Origin of the sequence: Oceanisphaera sediminis, assembly GCF_039539745.1 — a bacterium.
Classification (GTDB): Bacteria; Pseudomonadota; Gammaproteobacteria; order Enterobacterales; family Aeromonadaceae; genus Oceanimonas; species Oceanimonas sediminis.
This window is the reverse complement of the sequence record NZ_BAABDS010000039.1, coordinates 247-15,297: the sequence shown is the minus strand read 5'-3', so window position 1 is coordinate 15,297 and position 15,051 is coordinate 247. Positions and strand designations below refer to the sequence as shown.

General features: G+C 54.8%; 19 protein-coding genes. All 19 read left to right on the top strand.

The genetic code is table 11. The features are described 5' to 3' along the window. Positions 1–6 precede the first annotated feature (6 nt). The 19 genes from rpsH to ABD827_RS13590 all read left to right on the top strand — a co-directional run bounded on the left by rpsH (position 7) and on the right by ABD827_RS13590 (position 14,689). A complete protein-coding gene (gene rpsH / locus ABD827_RS13680) occupies positions 7–399 on the top strand; it encodes a 30S ribosomal protein S8 (protein ID WP_104487250.1) in 393 nt (130 codons plus the stop codon). Between the two features lie 9 nt (positions 400–408). Further along, positions 409–942, top strand: a complete 534-nt coding sequence (gene rplF / locus ABD827_RS13675; protein WP_298716685.1) for a 50S ribosomal protein L6 — start codon at positions 409–411, stop codon at positions 940–942. 9 nt (positions 943–951) lie between these two features. Next, positions 952–1,305: a 50S ribosomal protein L18 gene (gene rplR, locus ABD827_RS13670; protein ID WP_344965265.1), complete on the top strand. Its 354-nt coding sequence runs from the start codon at positions 952–954 to the stop codon at positions 1,303–1,305. A 14-nt stretch (positions 1,306–1,319) separates the two neighbouring features. Further along, positions 1,320–1,820, top strand: a complete 501-nt coding sequence (gene rpsE, locus ABD827_RS13665; RefSeq protein WP_298716680.1) for a 30S ribosomal protein S5 — start codon at positions 1,320–1,322, stop codon at positions 1,818–1,820. Between the two features lie 7 nt (positions 1,821–1,827). Beyond that, positions 1,828–2,010, top strand: a complete 183-nt coding sequence (gene rpmD, locus ABD827_RS13660) for a 50S ribosomal protein L30 (RefSeq protein ID WP_104487259.1) — start codon at positions 1,828–1,830, stop codon at positions 2,008–2,010. Between the two features lie 4 nt (positions 2,011–2,014). Further along, a complete protein-coding gene (rplO, locus tag ABD827_RS13655) occupies positions 2,015–2,449 on the top strand; it encodes a 50S ribosomal protein L15 (RefSeq protein ID WP_104487261.1) in 435 nt (144 codons plus the stop codon). Positions 2,450–2,457: 8 nt separating this feature from the next. Beyond that, positions 2,458–3,789, top strand: coding sequence for a preprotein translocase subunit SecY (gene secY / locus ABD827_RS13650; protein WP_298716675.1), 1,332 nt, complete (start codon positions 2,458–2,460; stop codon positions 3,787–3,789). A 26-nt stretch (positions 3,790–3,815) separates the two neighbouring features. Continuing rightward, the gene (gene rpmJ / locus ABD827_RS13645) at positions 3,816–3,929 is read left to right on the top strand and encodes a 50S ribosomal protein L36 (protein WP_298716673.1); all 114 of its coding nucleotides are present in this window, start codon (positions 3,816–3,818) and stop codon (positions 3,927–3,929) included. A 137-nt stretch (positions 3,930–4,066) separates the two neighbouring features. Beyond that, positions 4,067–4,423 carry a 30S ribosomal protein S13 gene (gene rpsM, locus ABD827_RS13640; protein ID WP_298716669.1) on the top strand — a complete coding sequence of 119 codons (357 nt, stop codon included), beginning with the start codon at positions 4,067–4,069 and terminating at the stop codon, positions 4,421–4,423. Between the two features lie 14 nt (positions 4,424–4,437). Next, entirely contained in the window at positions 4,438–4,830 is a 393-nt protein-coding gene (rpsK, locus tag ABD827_RS13635) for a 30S ribosomal protein S11 (RefSeq protein WP_014290661.1), read from the top strand. A 30-nt stretch (positions 4,831–4,860) separates the two neighbouring features. After that, on the top strand, positions 4,861–5,481 hold the full coding sequence (gene rpsD, locus ABD827_RS13630) for a 30S ribosomal protein S4 (protein ID WP_298716653.1): 621 nt from the start codon (positions 4,861–4,863) through the stop codon (positions 5,479–5,481). 25 nt (positions 5,482–5,506) lie between these two features. Further along, a complete protein-coding gene (locus tag ABD827_RS13625; protein ID WP_298716649.1) occupies positions 5,507–6,496 on the top strand; it encodes a DNA-directed RNA polymerase subunit alpha in 990 nt (329 codons plus the stop codon). Positions 6,497–6,540: 44 nt separating this feature from the next. Continuing rightward, positions 6,541–6,933 carry a 50S ribosomal protein L17 gene (gene rplQ / locus ABD827_RS13620; protein ID WP_104487274.1) on the top strand — a complete coding sequence of 131 codons (393 nt, stop codon included), beginning with the start codon at positions 6,541–6,543 and terminating at the stop codon, positions 6,931–6,933. 221 nt (positions 6,934–7,154) lie between these two features. Next, a complete protein-coding gene (locus tag ABD827_RS13615; RefSeq protein WP_344965261.1) occupies positions 7,155–9,299 on the top strand; it encodes a 4Fe-4S binding protein in 2,145 nt (714 codons plus the stop codon). Continuing rightward, positions 9,296–11,176 carry a TAT-dependent nitrous-oxide reductase gene (gene nosZ, locus ABD827_RS13610; protein WP_344965260.1) on the top strand — a complete coding sequence of 627 codons (1,881 nt, stop codon included), beginning with the start codon at positions 9,296–9,298 and terminating at the stop codon, positions 11,174–11,176. Before ABD827_RS13615 ends, nosZ begins: the two co-directional genes overlap by 4 nt. 8 nt (positions 11,177–11,184) lie before the next feature. Then, entirely contained in the window at positions 11,185–12,483 is a 1,299-nt protein-coding gene (locus ABD827_RS13605) for a nitrous oxide reductase family maturation protein NosD (RefSeq protein ID WP_344965259.1), read from the top strand. Continuing rightward, positions 12,452–13,378: an ABC transporter ATP-binding protein gene (locus ABD827_RS13600; protein WP_344965258.1), complete on the top strand. Its 927-nt coding sequence runs from the start codon at positions 12,452–12,454 to the stop codon at positions 13,376–13,378. The genes ABD827_RS13605 and ABD827_RS13600 overlap by 32 nt, the downstream gene beginning before the upstream one ends. Beyond that, positions 13,350–14,186 carry an ABC transporter permease gene (locus tag ABD827_RS13595; protein ID WP_344965257.1) on the top strand — a complete coding sequence of 279 codons (837 nt, stop codon included), beginning with the start codon at positions 13,350–13,352 and terminating at the stop codon, positions 14,184–14,186. The genes ABD827_RS13600 and ABD827_RS13595 overlap by 29 nt, the downstream gene beginning before the upstream one ends. A 2-nt stretch (positions 14,187–14,188) precedes the next feature. After that, positions 14,189–14,689: a nitrous oxide reductase accessory protein NosL gene (locus ABD827_RS13590; RefSeq protein WP_344965256.1), complete on the top strand. Its 501-nt coding sequence runs from the start codon at positions 14,189–14,191 to the stop codon at positions 14,687–14,689. Positions 14,690–15,051 lie beyond the last annotated feature (362 nt).

Here is a 15,051-nt window from a genome sequence, read left to right as displayed (position 1 = left end):
TACACAATGAGCATGCAAGATCCGATCGCGGATATGCTGACCCGCATCCGCAACGGTCAGGCAGCCAACAAAGTTGCTGTCACCATGCCTTCTTCCAAAGTAAAAGTGGCTATCGCCCAGGTACTGAAAGAAGAAGGTTATATTGCTGACTTTAACGTCGTTGGTGAGACCAAGGCCGAACTGGAAGTGACTTTAAAGTACTTCGAAGGCGAAGCTGTGGTCGAACTGATCCAACGCGTCAGCCGCCCAGGTCTGCGCATCTATAAGAAGCGCGACGAACTGCCGAAAGTAATGGCAGGTATGGGTGTAGCTATCGTTTCCACGTCCCAAGGTGTGATGACCGACCGTGCCGCGCGTAAAGCGGGTATGGGCGGTGAGATCATCTGCTACGTTGCATAAGGAGTAGATATGTCTCGCATTGCTAAGGCACCTATCGAAATTCCTGCCGGCGTAGAAGTGACGTTGAACGGTCAGGAAATCACCGTCAAGGGTGGCAAGGGTACCTTAAACCGTACTATCAATGCTGCCGTTGAAATCAGCCAGAATGATAACGTGCTGACGTTTGCCCCGCGTGAAAACGCAGCAAACGCAACTGCCCAGGCCGGCACCGCCCGTTCCCTGGTCAACAACATGGTTATCGGTGTTACCGAAGGCTTCGAACGCAAGCTGCAGCTGGTTGGTGTTGGCTATCGTGCCCAGATTAAAGGCAATGCAATTGCACTGTCTCTGGGTTTCTCTCACCCGGTTGAGCATGCGCTTCCTGAAGGCGTGTCAGCTGAATGTCCGACCCAGACTGAGATTGTTCTCAAGTCCGCGGACAAACAGCAGATCGGTCAGGTCGCTGCCAATATTCGTGCGTACCGTAAGCCCGAGCCTTACAAAGGCAAAGGTGTTCGCTATTTCGGCGAACAGGTGCGCAGTAAAGAGGCTAAGAAGAAGTAAGGTAACACTATGGACAAGAAAGCAGCTCGTATCCGCCGTGCTACCAAAGCACGTAAAAAGATGCTGGAACTGGGTGCGACTCGCCTGGTGGTTCACCGTACTCCGCGCCACATCTATGCACAGGTTATTGCACCTAACAGCACCACTGTTCTGGCTTCCGCGTCTACCGTGGAAAAGTCAGTACGTGAGCAGGTGAAGTATACCGGTAACGTAGATGCCGCCACGGTAGTAGGTAAAGCCATCGCTGAGCGCGCTATTGAAAAAGGCGTAACAGTTGTCGCTTTTGACCGTTCCGGTTTCCAATATCACGGTCGCGTAGCCGCACTGGCTGCAGCTGCACGTGAAGCTGGTCTTCAGTTCTAAGGGTGGAGTCGAAAATGGCAAAAATCGAAGCTCAAGCCGGTGAACTGCAAGAAAAGCTCATTGCAGTAAACCGTGTTTCAAAAGTTGTAAAAGGTGGTCGTATCTTCTCCTTCACCGCTCTGACGGTAGTAGGCGACGGTAACGGTCGTATTGGTTTCGGTTACGGTAAAGCCCGTGAAGTTCCTGCCGCCATTCAAAAGGCGATGGAACAGGCTCGTCGTAACATGCGTACAGTTGGTCTGAACAACGGCACCTTGTTCCATCCGGTAAAAGGTCGTCACTCTGGTTCAAACGTATTCATGAAGCCTGCTTCTGACGGTACCGGTATCATTGCCGGTGGTGCAATGCGCGCCGTACTGGAAGTTGCCGGTGTACATAACGTACTGGCCAAAACTTACGGTTCCACTAACCCGAACAACGTAGTTCGCGCTACCATCGACGCTCTGGCTCAAATGAAGTCGCCCGAGCAAGTCGCTGCCAAGCGTGGTCTGCGCGTTGACGAAATACTGGGGTAATGCGCCAATGGCTAACAAGACTGTAAAAGTAACACAGACTCGCAGCTCCATCGGCCGTTTGCCTAAGCATAAGGCAACGCTGCGTGGCCTGGGTCTGCGTCGCATTGGTCACACCGTCGAGCTGGAAGATACAGCTTGTGTACGCGGTATGATCAACCAGGTTTACTACATGGTTAAGGTTGGGGAGTAATCGCATGCGTTTGAATACTCTGTCTCCGGCCGCCGGCTCCAAGCCCAGCGCCAAGCGCGTTGGTCGTGGTATCGGTTCCGGCCTGGGTAAAACCGGTGGCCGCGGCCACAAAGGTCAGAAATCCCGCTCTGGCGGAAAGGTTCGCAACGGTTTTGAAGGCGGTCAGATGCCTCTGAAACAGCGTCTGCCGAAGTTTGGTTTCACTTCCCGCAAGGGTCGTGTTACTACCGAAATTCGTCTGAGCGAACTGGCTAAAGTTGAAGGCAATGTGGTGGATCTGAACACCCTGAAGCAGGCTGGCTTGGTTACCAAGAATATCCAGTTTGCCAAAGTGGTTCTGTCTGGCACTATTGACCGTCAAGTAACTGTGGTTGGTCTGGGCGTCACCAAAGGTGCACGTGCAGCCATCGAAGCAGCCGGCGGTAAAATCGAGGAATAATAAGTACTATGGCCAAGAAACCAGGATTAGATGCTAAAAGCGCACAGGGTGGGCTGGGTGAACTGAAGAGTCGTTTACTTTTCGTTCTTATCGCGATCGTTGTATTTCGCGCCGGCTCCTATGTGCCTATTCCTGGAATTGACGCCGCCGTACTTGCCGACTTGTTCCAGCAACAGCAGGGCACCATCATTGAAATGTTCAACATGTTCAGTGGTGGTGCTCTGGAACGAGCGTCCATACTGGCGCTGGGGATAATGCCGTATATTTCTGCGTCCATTATCATCCAGTTGCTGACTGTGGTTCACCCCACCTTGGCTGAGCTCAAGAAGGAAGGTGAATCTGGCCGTCGAAAGATCAGTCAGTACACCCGGTATGGCACTCTGGTTCTCGGCACCATCCAGGCCATCGGTATCGCCACTGGTTTACCGAATATGATGCCAGGACTCGTGGTTAACGTGGGTCTTGGTTTCTATTTCACGGCAGTGGTGAGTCTGGTCACCGGTACCATGTTTTTGATGTGGTTGGGTGAGCAGGTAACCGAACGAGGCATTGGCAATGGTATCTCGTTGATTATCTTCACGGGTATTGTTGCTGGTCTGCCATCGGCCATTGGTGCCACGGCAGAGCAGGCGCGTCAGGGGGAATTGCACATATTGTTGCTGTTGCTGCTGGCCGTGATTGTGTTTGCGGTAACCTATTTCGTGGTATTTGTTGAGCGTGGCCAGCGCCGCATTGTGGTAAACTACGCCAAGCGTCAACAAGGCCGTCAGGTATTCGCAGCACAGAGTACACACCTGCCCTTGAAAGTGAACATGGCGGGGGTTATTCCGGCAATTTTCGCATCCAGCATTATCCTGTTCCCGGGTACCGTAGCCTCTTGGTTCGGCCAGGGGGAGGGGTGGTTTGCCAATATCCTGCAAGAGGTCTCACTGACTCTTCAGCCTGGTCAACCGCTGTACGTGATGCTGTATGCCGCTGCCATTATCTTCTTTTGTTTCTTCTATACCGCGTTGGTGTTCAACCCGCGTGAGACGGCAGATAACCTGAAGAAGAGTGGTGCTTTTGTTCCGGGCATACGTCCGGGCGAGCAGACAGCGCGCTATATCGATAAAGTGATGACTCGCCTGACTCTGGTCGGTGCCCTGTATATTACCTTTATCTGTTTAGTGCCACAGTTTTTGATGACAGCCTGGAACGTCCAGTTCTACTTTGGTGGTACCTCGCTGTTGATTATTGTGGTCGTCATCATGGACTTCATGGCTCAGGTGCAAACCCACATGATGTCCCATCAGTATGGCGATGTCCTGAAAAAAGCGAACCTGAAAGGCTACAACCGCTAAGGTTCGGTTATTTACGGAGTTAAGCAATGAAAGTTCGTGCTTCCGTTAAGGCAATCTGCCGTAACTGCAAGATCGTTAAGCGCCACGGCGTGGTACGTGTACTTTGCTCTGAGCCTAAGCATAAACAGCGCCAAGGCTAAAAAAGTTACGGTTTGACTTGTAAATTAAAGGCGAGCTGGCTAAAGTAGCCAGCCACCTTTGTTGGGTGTCTGTGTCATTACGTATCCTAGACGGGCTTTGTAATGGCTTTATATATTTTAATTTGTAGGAGTGCATAGTGGCCCGTATCGCTGGCATTAACATTCCTGACCATAAACATGCAGTTATCGCGTTAACTGAGATTTATGGCGTCGGCCGTACCCGCTCCAAAGCCATTTGTGCTGCAGCCGGTATCGCTGAGGATGTGAAAATAAAAGAATTGGATGAAGCTCAGGTAGAATCCCTGCGTGAGCAAGTGGCAAAATTCACCGTAGAAGGTGACCTGCGCCGCGAGATCTCCATGAACATCAAGCGTCTGATGGACCTGGGTTGTTACCGAGGTCTGCGTCATCGTCGCAGCCTACCCCTTCGTGGTCAGCGCACCAAGACCAATGCGCGTACGCGCAAGGGTCCTCGTAAACCGATCAAGAGATAACGGGAAGGTAGATCATGGCTAAAACTCCGGCTCGTAGTGCGCGTAAGCGCGTTAAAAAGCAGGTGAGCGACGGCATTGCCCACGTTCATGCATCTTTCAACAACACCATAGTAACTATTACTGACCGTCAGGGTAATGCTCTTTCCTGGGCAACTGCTGGTGGTTCAGGTTTCCGTGGTTCTCGTAAATCCACCCCGTTTGCTGCTCAGGTAGCTGCAGAACGTGCCGGTGAGATTGCCAAAGAATACGGCGTTAAGAACCTGGAAGTAATGGTGAAAGGTCCGGGTCCGGGCCGTGAGTCATCCATTCGGGCGTTGAATGCTGCGGGTTTCCGCATCACCAACATCACCGATGTGACTCCCATCCCGCACAACGGTTGTCGTCCTCCGAAGAAGCGTCGCGTATAACACTTCTTGTAGGATAGTTGGAGAAAGAACATGGCAAGATATCTGGGTCCCAAGCTCAAACTGAGCCGTCGCGAGGGCACTGACCTCTTCCTGAAGTCAGGCGTTCGCGCGATAGATTCAAAATGTAAAATTGATACTGCACCTGGTCAGCACGGCGCTCGTAAAGCCCGCCTGTCCGACTACGGTGTACAGCTGCGTGAAAAGCAGAAAGTTCGTCGTATCTATGGCGTACTGGAAAAGCAATTCCGCAACTACTATAAAGAAGCTGCTCGCCTGAAAGGCAATACCGGTGCGAACCTGTTGCAGCTGCTGGAAGGTCGTTTGGACAACGTTATTTACCGCATGGGTTTTGGTGCCACTCGCGCCGAGTCTCGTCAGCTGGTTAGCCACAAGGCGATTCTGGTAAACGGTAAAGTTGTCAACATTCCTTCCTTCCAAGTTTCTCCCGAGGATGTTATCAGCATTCGCGAGAAGGCCAAGAAGCAAGCCCGGATCAAAGCCGCTCTTGAGGTTTCCGGTCAACGTGAAAAGCCGACTTGGGTAGAAGTTGACGCTACCAACATGCAAGGCGTTTACAAGCGTCTGCCTGAGCGTAGCGACCTGTCTGCCGAAATTAACGAACAGCTGATCGTCGAGCTTTACTCCAAGTAAAGCTGGCTTCTATAGAGAGGACACAATGCAGGGTTCTGTAACAGATTTTCTTAAGCCGCGTCTGGTTGATATCGAACAGATCAGCCCGACTCATGCCAAAGTGACTCTCGAGCCGCTGGAGCGTGGCTTTGGTCATACATTGGGTAATACGCTACGTCGTATTCTGCTTTCTTCCATGCCCGGTTGTGCAATCACCGAAGTCGAATTAGACGGCGTATTGCATGAATACAGCAGCAAGGAAGGTGTTCAGGAGGATATCCTGGAAATCTTGCTTAATCTGAAAGAGATTGCTGTCAAGCTGGAAGGCAAGGACGAAGTCACCCTGTCGCTGACCAAAACTGGTGCAGGTCCCGTAACGGCAGGCGACATCACCCATGGTGATGACGTTGAGATCGTTAACCCAGAGCACATCATCTGTCATCTGACAGGGAATGATGCCGAAATCAGCATGCGTCTGAAAGTGCAGCGCGGTCGTGGCTATGTTCCTGCCTCTACCCGTGCACATACCGAAGACGACGAGCGTCCTATTGGTCGTTTGTTGCTGGATGCGGCTTACAGCCCCGTGGTTCGTATCGCCTACAATGTTGAGGCGGCCCGTGTTGAACAGCGTACCGATTTGGATAAGCTGGTTATCGACATGGAAACCAACGGCACTCTGGATCCCGAAGAAGCCATCCGCCGTGCAGCCACTATCATGGCTGAACAGCTGGAAGCCTTCGTCGATCTGCGTGACGTGAGCGAACCGGAAGAGAAAGAAGACAAGCCTGAGTTCGATCCTATCCTGCTGCGTCCTGTCGACGATCTGGAACTGACAGTTCGTTCTGCGAACTGTCTGAAGGCTGAAGCGATCCACTACATTGGTGATCTGGTACAGCGTACCGAGGTGGAGTTGTTGAAGACTCCCAACCTGGGTAAAAAATCTCTTACCGAGATTAAAGACGTGTTGGCGTCTCGTGGTTTGTCTCTGGGCATGCGCCTTGAGAACTGGCCGCCTGCCAGCATCGCTGATGAATAAACCGGGTCACGGGTTTTACAGATTTAGTTAGGAAGGATTAGGTCATGCGCCATCGTAAGAGTGGTCGTCAACTTAACCGGAACAGCAGCCACCGTCAGGCAATGTTCCGCAACATGGCTAGCTCCTTGGTTCGTCATGCAGTTATCAAGACGACTCTGCCCAAGGCAAAAGAGCTGCGTCGAGTGGTTGAGCCTCTGATCACATTGGCTAAAAGCGACACCGTCGCCAACCGTCGTTTGGCATTTGCCCGTACTCGCGACAGCGAAGTAGTTGGCATCTTGTTCAACGAACTGGGACCTCGCTACCAGGAGCGTCCGGGTGGTTACACCCGCATCCTGAAGTGTGGTTTCCGTGCTGGCGATAACGCACCTATGGCTTATATTGAGCTGGTAGGTCGTGATATCGAAGCAACAGAAGCAGCCGCTTCTGAAGAATAAAATCAAAAGCCGGGTTCGCCCGGCTTTTTCTTTTAATAATCCTCATCTGCCCCCTTCTTCTTTGCTATACCTTCTTCATCTGATCCTTTTTCTTTTAATAATCCTCATATGACCCCTTTTTCTTTGCTATACCTACCTCATTACTGATCTGGATCAAGCCGGAACAGCCCTTTTTGTATCACCATAATCTGTAAATAAAATGCAACTTTAAGGTTGGCCATATGTCTGTGTTGCGGATCCTTGTCTGCCTGTTATGGTTTGGTGCCGGCATCATCCAGGCCGCCGAACGCCCGATAGCCGAGCAACGGCTGTCGGACTGGTATCCAGGTGCAACCATCGACGCCATTGAGCAGCCCTTTGCCGGCTGGAGAATCGAGAACGCCGAAGAGGCGCCCCGCTATGCCTTTCTCAGCCGCCAGTTTGCCGATATACCCGCCTATTCAGGCAAGCCGGTAGAGATGCTGTTGGCCATGGACGAACAGGGCCGGCTGGATCACAGCCTGGTGATGGAACACCATGAGCCGATATTGCTGGTCGGTATTCCCGAAAAAAAACTCACTGCCTTTGTGCATCAGTATCAAGGCATCACCGCCTCAGAGCGTGTTCAAGTGGGCCTGTCACGCCGGGATGATATTCATTCGGTGGACGGGATCACCGGTGCCACCGTGACCGTGATGGTGATTAACCAGACGGTGATGCGCGCCTTGCGTGAGGCCCATCGGGCGCTGGCTGGAGGAGAAACCGTTATCGCCGGCGAGCAGCCGCCTGAGGCTGCCACTCTGGTACAGGCGTGGCAGCCTCGAAGCTGGACTGCGCTCGATGAACGGCAGTTGGTGCGCACGCTGAAACTGACGGAAGGCGAGGTAGAGCAAGCCTTTGCCGGCACCAAGGCCGCCTCGCGCAAGCCGATCGATGCTCCCGACGAAACCTTTATGACCTTGCATTTTGCATCGCTGCGGGTGGCCGAAGCGGGTATCAACTTGTTGGGCCAGCAGCAATACGATCGGCTGATGGATAGTCTGGCTCCCGATGACCAGCCGATACTGGTGGTGGCCAACAGCGACTATAGTTTTCGCGGCAACGGCTTTGTGCGTGGCGGTATTTTTGATCGGGTGCGGTTGTGGCAGGGGCCCGAAGAAATCGCCTTTCGTGATATGGATTATCAGCGCCTGGCCCCGTCCGACCTGAAGGCCGACGGCGTTCCTCGCTTTGGTGAGCTGGCCATCTTTATTGCCCGTGATAGCGCCCTGGATCTGACTCAACCCTGGCAGTTCGAGCTGATGGTACGCCGCCAGGTGGGCGCGCTCGACAGCGAGTTCGCCAGTTTCTATGCCGACTATGATCTGCCTGAGGCGTACCTGAACCTGCCGGCGCCGGTCGCGCCTGTGTCTGCCGGCCTGCCCATGGAAGAGGACACTCCGTTATGGGTCAGCTTGTGGCAAATGAAGCAGGTGCAGATCACCGTGCTGCTGACCGGCCTGGTGGTGCTGATGGTGATTCTGTTTATGCAGGATTGGCTGGTACGGCGCCCGACCCTGTTGCACCGGGTGCGTGTCGGCTATCTGTGCTTCACTCTGTTCTTTATTGGCTGGTATAGCCTGGCCCAGCTGTCGGTAGTTAACGTCTTTACCTTTTTGCACGCCCTGTTCAGTGACTTTCAGTGGTCATCGTTTTTGCTCGATCCCATGATGTTTATCTTGTGGAGTTTTGTGGCCTTGACGTTGCTGTTGTGGGGCAGGGGTATCTTTTGTGGCTGGCTCTGCCCCTTTGGCGCCCTGCAGGAGCTGGTTAACGAGATAGCGCGCAAGCTGAAAATCAGGCAGTTTACTGTGCCCTTTGCCATACATGAACGTTTGTGGGCTCTCAAATATCTGATCCTGCTGGGGCTGTTCGGCCTCTCGCTGCAGTCGCTTGCCCTGGCCGAGCAGGCGGCGGAAGTGGAACCGTTCAAGACCGCTATGACCCTGCGTTTCATGCGCGAGTGGGGCTATATCGCCTACGCCCTGAGCTGGGTGGTAATCTCGATATTTTTGCGCAAGGCCTATTGCCGCTATGTGTGCCCACTCGGGGCGGCGCTGGCAATACCTGCCCGGCTTCGACTGTTTGACTGGCTCAAACGACGCCATGAATGTGGCAACCCCTGCCAGCTCTGTGCCAAGGAATGCGAGGTGCAGGCCATTCACCCTGACGGTCGCATCAACGCCAACGAATGCCATTACTGTCTGGACTGCCAGGTCACCTATTTCAATGAACGTAAGTGCCCACCTTTGGTGATGAAGGCGAAGAACCGCCGTCGTCGCGAGCTGGAGCGGGAAGCGGCCCGTATCAAGATAACCAATGTGGAAACCACAAGGAGTGTCGAATGAGTAAGCATGATAATCATCAAGAGCCGAGTGAGCACGTCAAGCTGAGCCGACGCCTGTTTCTGGGGGGATCTTCCGCCCTGCTTGCCACGGCAGCCGCTGGTGGCGGCCTGAGCCTGGCGTCGTCACCGGCATTGGCGGCCGAGGGAGTCAATGTGGCGCCTGGTGAGCTGGATGAATATTACGGTTTCTGGAGTGGCGGTCATCAGGGAGAGGTGCGGGTACTGGGTGTTCCTTCGATGCGCGAGTTGATGCGTATTCCGGTGTTCAACGTGGACTCGGCCACCGGGTGGGGCATAACCAATGAAAGCAAGCGAGTACTGGGTGATAGTCACAAGTATCTGAACGGTGATTGCCACCACCCCCATATCTCCATGACCGACGGACACTACGATGGCAAGTATCTGTTTATCAACGATAAAGCCAACACTCGGGTGGCGCGCATTCGTCTCGATATCATGAAATGCGACAAGATGGTCACCATTCCCAACGTACAGGCCATTCATGGCCTGCGGCTGCAAAAGGTGCCCCATACCAAGTACGTATTCTGCAACGCCGAATACATCATTCCGCACCCCAATGACGGCAGCAACCTGAAGAATCTGGACGCGGCCGAGCAGTACACCATGTTTAACGCGGTGGACGCGGAAACCATGGAAGTGGCGTTCCAGGTGATGGTGGACGGCAACCTGGACAACACCGATGCCTGCTACACCGGTAAGTACGCGGCTTCTACCTGCTATAACTCGGAAGGTGCCACCACGCTGGGCGGTATGATGCGTGAAGAGCGCGACTGGGTGACGGTGTTCAATATTCCTCGCATCGAGGCGGCAATCAAGGCCGGCGACTTCACTACCCTTGGAGACTCCAAAGTACCGGTGCTGGATGGTCGCAAAGGCTCCAAACTAACCCGCTACGTGCCGGTGCCGAAGAACCCCCATGGGCTCAACACCTCGCCCGACGGCAAGTACTTTGTGGCCAACGGCAAGCTGTCGCCCACGGTGTCGATGATCGAAATCGACAAGCTGGACGATCTGTTCAACGACAAATTCGACGATCCCCGTGCGGTGATCGCCGCCGAACCCGAGCTTGGTTTGGGGCCGTTGCACACCACCTTTGACGGCCGTGGCAACGCCTACACCACTTTGTTTATCGACAGCCAGGTGGTGAAGTGGAACATGGCGGATGCGGTCAAGGCCTATCACGGCGAAGACGTGAACTACATTCGCCAGAAGCTGGATGTGCAGTACCAGCCCGGTCACAACCATGCGTCTCATACCGAAGCCCGGGATGCGGACGGTAAATGGCTGGTGGTATTGTGCAAGTTCTCCAAGGACCGTTTTCTGCCGGTGGGCCCGCTGCATGCGGAGAACGACCAGCTGGTGGATATTTCAGGCGAAGAGATGAAGCTGGTGCATGATGGCCCCACCTATGCCGAGCCCCACGACTGTATTCTGCTGCGTCGCGACGTGCTCAATCCCAAGAAGATCTGGGATCGCAACGACCCCTTCTTTGCCGAAACCGTGGCCATGGCCGAAAAGGACGGTGTGGCCCTGGAGCGAGACAACAAGGTAATTCGCGACGGTAACAAGGTACGGGTTTATATGACCTCGGTGGCGCCCACCTACGGTCTGACCGAGTTCACCGTGAAGCAGGGAGATGAAGTCACGGTAACCGTGACCAATCTGGACATGATTGAGGACGTGAGCCACGGCTTCTGCATGGTCAACCACGGTGTCAGCATGGAGATTAGCCCCCAGCAGACGGCATCGGTGACCTTTGTTGCCGACAAGCCCGGGGTGCACTGGTATTACTGCAACTGGTTCTGTCATGCCCTGCACATGGAAATGGTCGGACGCATGCTGGTCGAACCGGCATAAGGTGCGCCATGAACAAAGGATGGCTGCTCTCGTTGCTTTTATTGACCTGGTCGGCGGTGGCGGAGGTACGGCTGACACCGGCCTCCGTGGCCGGGCTGGCGAGTGTTGCGGCCGGCGAAACCGTGATTCTTGAGCCGGGTGTTTACCCGGCTTTACAGGTGACTCAAACACTGACACTGAAGGGAGAGGCCGGTGCCGTGATCGATGCCGGCGGTGAGGGTCACGGCCTTTATCTGGCTGCCCCCGATGTTCATGTGTCTGATCTGGCTATTCGTAACTGGGGGGCGGATCTGGGAGCGCTGGATGCAGGCATTTTTATTAGCGGCCAGGCCAGCGGTGCCGAAGTGGCTCGGGTACAACTGCAGGGCCCGGGGTTTGGCATCTGGGCCGAAAGTGCCCAGCGGCTGAATATTCATCACAACGATATTGAGGGGGACACTTCGCTTCGCTCCCAGGACCGGGGCAACGGCATTCACCTCTTCGACGTGGGCGACAGTCTGGTGGCCGGTAACCGAATTAGCCGGGTGCGCGATGGCATTTATATCAATTACAGTCACCACAACCGTCTGATCGGAAATCGCATGAGCGAGCTGCGCTACGGCATTCACTACATGTATTCCAACAACAACGACGTCACCGGCAACCATACCCGGCAGACCCGCACCGGCTATGCGCTGATGCAGTCCCGGCAATTAACGGTGGTGAATAATACCTCGGAGCAGGATGAGAACTACGGCATCCTGATGAATTACATCACCTATTCTCGCATCACGGGTAACCGGGTGAGCGAAATCAGGGCCAACAGTCGGCTGATCAACCCCAGGGGCGCCGAGGGCAAGGCGATGTTTGCCTACCAGGCGGTGGGGAATGAAATCAATGACAATTGGTTGGCCCACAGCGATCTGGGCCTGCACATGACCGCGGGCTCGGAGCAGAATCACATTTATGGCAATGCCCTGGTGGGCAATCGCACTCAGGTGCGCTACGTATCGAACCGCCCACAGGAGTGGTCCAGGGATGGCCGGGGCAACTACTGGAGCGATTATCTGGGCTGGGATCTGGATCAGAACGGGGTGGGGGATATTCCCCACGAGCCCAACGATGGTATGGATCGGGTCTTGTGGCAGTACCCGGCGGCGCGTTGGCTGCTGAACGCCCCTGTCGTCAGCTTGTTGCGCTGGATACAACAGCAGTTTCCGGTGTTTCGGGGGCCGGGAGTGACCGACTCCTACCCGCTGATGGCATTGCCGAACACCATGGCCGAGGAGAAGCGCGATGAGCATTATTCGCTTGCGGCAGGTCGTTAAGCATTTTGCCGAACGGGAAGTACTGAATAACATCTCGCTGGAGGTAAAGCCCGGTGAGGTCCTGGGGTTGCTGGGTCATAATGGCGCCGGCAAGACCACCACCATCAAGCTGATTCTCGGCCTGCTCAGGCCCGATGGCGGCGAGGTCAGGGTGATGGATCAGGATCCGGCGGGCCGTGACTTTCGCGAGCTGCGCCGGCACCTGGGCTTTTTGCAGGAAAACGTCAGTTTTTACGATCAGCTCAGCGGTGCCGAGGTGATCACCTATCTGGCCAAGCTTAAGGGCGTGTTTCCGGCTCAGGGCATGGCATTGCTGGAGCGGCTGGGGCTGGCCGAGGCCTCAGGGCGCCGGGTGAAGACCTATTCCAAGGGCATGCGTCAGCGACTGGGTCTGGCCCAGGCGCTGCTGGGGCAACCGAAAGTACTGTTGCTGGATGAACCCACGGTGGGACTGGATCCGGTGGCTACCCATCATTTTTATCAGCAAATCGACGAGCTTCGTCGCCAGGGCTGCGCCATTGTGCTGTGCTCCCATGTACTGGCCGGGGTGGAACCCTATCTGGATCGGGTCGCGGTGATGGGGCAGGGAAAGTTACTGGCGGTCGGCCACCTGGACGCCCTGCGCGCCGAGTCTCGTCTGCCGGTGACCCTTACACTGCAGGGCAGGGAGCTGCATCGGTCTTTGCCGGAGCGGTTTTGGCCATTGGTGACCGAGGCGAGTGAGCAGCAGCTGGTGCTGCAGACGGATGTCGCCGGACAACGAGTGCTGGCAGAAGTGATCTGCAGCCTGCCTGATATCGAGCAGTTTCAGTGGCAACAGCCCAATCTGCCCGAATTGTATCAACATATTTGCTATGGAGCCGCCGATGCGAACACTGCTGATTATTGCCCGTAAGGAATGGCTGGATGGCATTCGCAACCGTTGGGTGCTGGCCATTACCATAGTGCTGTGGGCCATGGCGGTGGGGCTGGCCTATTTTGGTGGTGTCACCTCCGGCCTGGTGGGCTTCACCTCCATTGAGTCCACCCTGGCGAGTCTGGCCAGTCTGGCGGTAGTCATACTGCCATTGATTGCCTTGATGCTGGGCCACGACGCCCTTATCGGCGAGGCCGAGCGGGGCACCCTGTTGCTGTTGATGACCTATCCGCTCAGTTCCGGCCAACTGCTGACCGGCAAGTTTGTCGGTCAGGCGCTGATGCTGGCGGTTGCCACCGGCCTGGGGTTTGGCAGCGCGGCCCTGACTCTGTTGTTGTTTACCCCGGATCTCGATGCAGCCCTGGTGGCACATTTGTTCGGCGCCCTTATTCTTTCGGCCATTTTACTCGGCTGGATTTTCCTGGCCATGGCCTATGTCCTCAGCGCCTGGGTCAGCGAAAAGGGCAAGGCCGCCGGTGCTTCGCTGCTGCTCTGGTTCTTTTTTGTGGTGGTGTTCGATCTGTTGATGTTGGGCTTGCTGGTGGGATTGCCGGAGCAGCTCGACTTCGCCTCGCTGCCATATCTGATGTTGCTGAACCCGGCGGATGTCTTCCGTATTTTCAATCTGGAACTGTTGTCGGATAGCGGCATTAAAACCGGTGTGATGGTGGCGAGCGGCGAGCTGGCTCTGAGTTCGACCGGGCTGCTGGCCTGTCTACTGGTATGGCTGACAGTACTGGTGGGGCTGGCCCGCTTTCTGTTTGAACGTTCACTGACAAGGATATAAGCATGCGTATGTACGGGCTTTTGTTGCTGGGTTTGCTGCTGGCTGGTTGTGGAGAGAGTGATGTGCAAACCCAGATCCGGCGGGCGGTGGCCATTGAGCAGGGAGATGAATGTCATTTGTGCGGCATGGTGATCAGCCGCTTTTCCGGCCCCAAGGGAGAAGCCTATGAGCAGGGCGTCGAGGAGGTTCGCAAGTTTTGCTCCACCCGGGATCTGTTGAACTGGGCGTTGGAGCCCGAGAACCGTCACGCCCGTCAGGAAATGTGGGTGCATGACATGAGCGAGGTGCCCTGGGACAAGCCCGATGATGAACACTTTATCAATGCCGAAACCGCCTGGTATGTCGTGGGCTCGAGCCAGACCGGTGCCATGGGGCCAACGGCCGCCACTTTTAGCGACCAGGCGGTGGCCGATGCTTTTGCCAGTGAGTATGGCGGCGAGGTACTGACCTTTGATCAGCTGACTCTGGGCAAACTCAATCAAAATAACCACGGTACGCACTAATATTGTGGGTAAAGCTGTGGTTAAGTTGTGCTTTTGCTGGGTGTTTAGGCTGTTGGTCACCAAGGGCCTGTTTTTGTCAAAAAAGCCCTTGCGCAAAATCAGCGGTTCCCTATAATGCGCATCCACTGACACGGGGCAACCGGCCTACGGTCACAAGGGTTTGAGAGACAGAAAATTAAGTCGCTTTAAACGCTTGACGAACAAAACGGAATGCGTAGAATACGCATCCCTGACCTGGACAAGGTCAGCGCTCTTTAACAATATATCAAGCAAACTGTGTGGGCACTCGCAGGTAGTTGGGAAACAAAAAATATTGTTTTTCAATGTCTTGTCGAAGTGCACTAGAAATAGCAAAACTTCAG